We start from the raw sequence: 1,572 nt of genomic DNA on the forward strand, positions 1-1,572 counted from the left end.
CGCGGCGCCTCGTACTCCCGCGCCCTCAGGCCTTCTTGCTCCCCCGCCCCCTCCATCCCCATCTGCCCCAGCGCCTTGCGGTCCACCTTGCCGTTGCCGTTCAGCGGCAACCCCTCGGCCACCACCACCACCGCCCCCGGCACCATGTACTCCGGCAGCCCCTGCCCCAGCCGCCTCCTCAGCGCCCCCAGCTCGATCGCCTGCCCCGCCTGCGGCGACACGTACGCCACCAGCCTCGCACCGCTGTCGCGCTCCTGCACCAGCACCACCGCCTCCCTCACCTCGGGCTGCGCCAGCAACTGCGCCTCGATCTCCCCCAGCTCGATCCGGAACCCCCGGATCTTCACCTGGTGGTCAATGCGCCCCAGGTATTCCAGCTCCCCGCCCGCGCTCCAGCGCACCCGGTCCCCCGTGCGGTACAGCCGCTGTCCCCCCTCCGCAGCGATGAAGCGCTGCGCGGTGAGCGCCGCCTGCCCCAGGTACCCCCGCGCCAGCCCCTCGCCCGCCACGTACAGCTCGCCCGGCAGTCCGATGGGCACAGGCTGCAGCGAGCTGTCCAGCACGCGCAGCCCCAGGTCCGGGATGGCCACGCCCACGGGGCTGCGCGCCGCCTCCAGGTCGCCCGCGTCACGGGCCGGTAGGTGACGTGCACGGTGGTCTCGGTGATCCCGTACATGTTGATGAGCCTCGGCCGGGCATCGCCCCAGTGCTCGATCCATTTCCTGAGCCGCTGCGGCTCCAGGGCCTCGCCCCCGAAGATGACCCAGCGCAGCGCCAGCCCACTCTCGTAGGCCTCTTGCTGCTCCATGAGCTGACCGAAGGCCGAGGGGGTCTGGTTGAGCACGGTGACCTGCTGCTCGCGCAGCAGCTGCACGAAGTCCTGCGGCGAGCGGCTGACCCAGTACGGCACGATGACCAGCCGCCCCCCGGTGCACAGGGCCCCGAAGATCTCCCACACGGAGAAGTCGAAGGCGTAGGAGTGAAACAGCGTCCAGGTGTCCTCGGGCCCGAAGTGGAACCACGGCTGGGTGGCATCCAGCAGCCGCGTGGCGTTGCGGTGGCTCAGCTGCGCGCCCTTGGGCCGCCCGGTGGAGCCGGAGGTGTAGATGACGTAGGCCAGCCCCTCGGGGTGCACGGCGATGCCGGGGTTACCCCCAGCCTCGCCCTGCCAATCCAGGGTGTCCAGCTCCACGGTGGGCAGGCCTTCGGCCCAGGCGAGCGATCCGCGCAAGGCGCTGTGGGTGAGCACCAGGGCCACGGCGCTGTCCTGCGCCATGTAGGCCAGGCGATCGGCTGGGTACTGCGGGTCCAGGGGCACGTAGGCCCCCCCCGGCCTTGAGGATGGCGAGCATGCCAACGACCGTCTCCAGACCCCGCTCCAGCGCCAGGCCCACCCGGACCTCGGGGCCCACGCCGCGACCGATGAGGTGGTGCGCCAGTTGGTTGGCCTGGCGGTTGAGCTCTCCGTAGCTCAGCTGCCGATCGCCCAGCACCAGGGCAACGGCATCCGGCCGCGCCCGCGCATGGCGCTCTATCCGCGCGTGCAGGGAACCCTCCCCCACCGGCTCAGCC

1 pseudogene is annotated in these 1,572 nt (G+C 71.8%); it reads right to left on the bottom strand.

Annotated elements, in window-relative coordinates:
- Nucleotides 1–1,572, bottom strand: a pseudogene (locus tag AC27IQ_RS24205) (amino acid adenylation domain-containing protein); the annotation flags it as partial.

This window comes from Acidovorax sp. KPB24-07, from assembly GCF_057543315.1.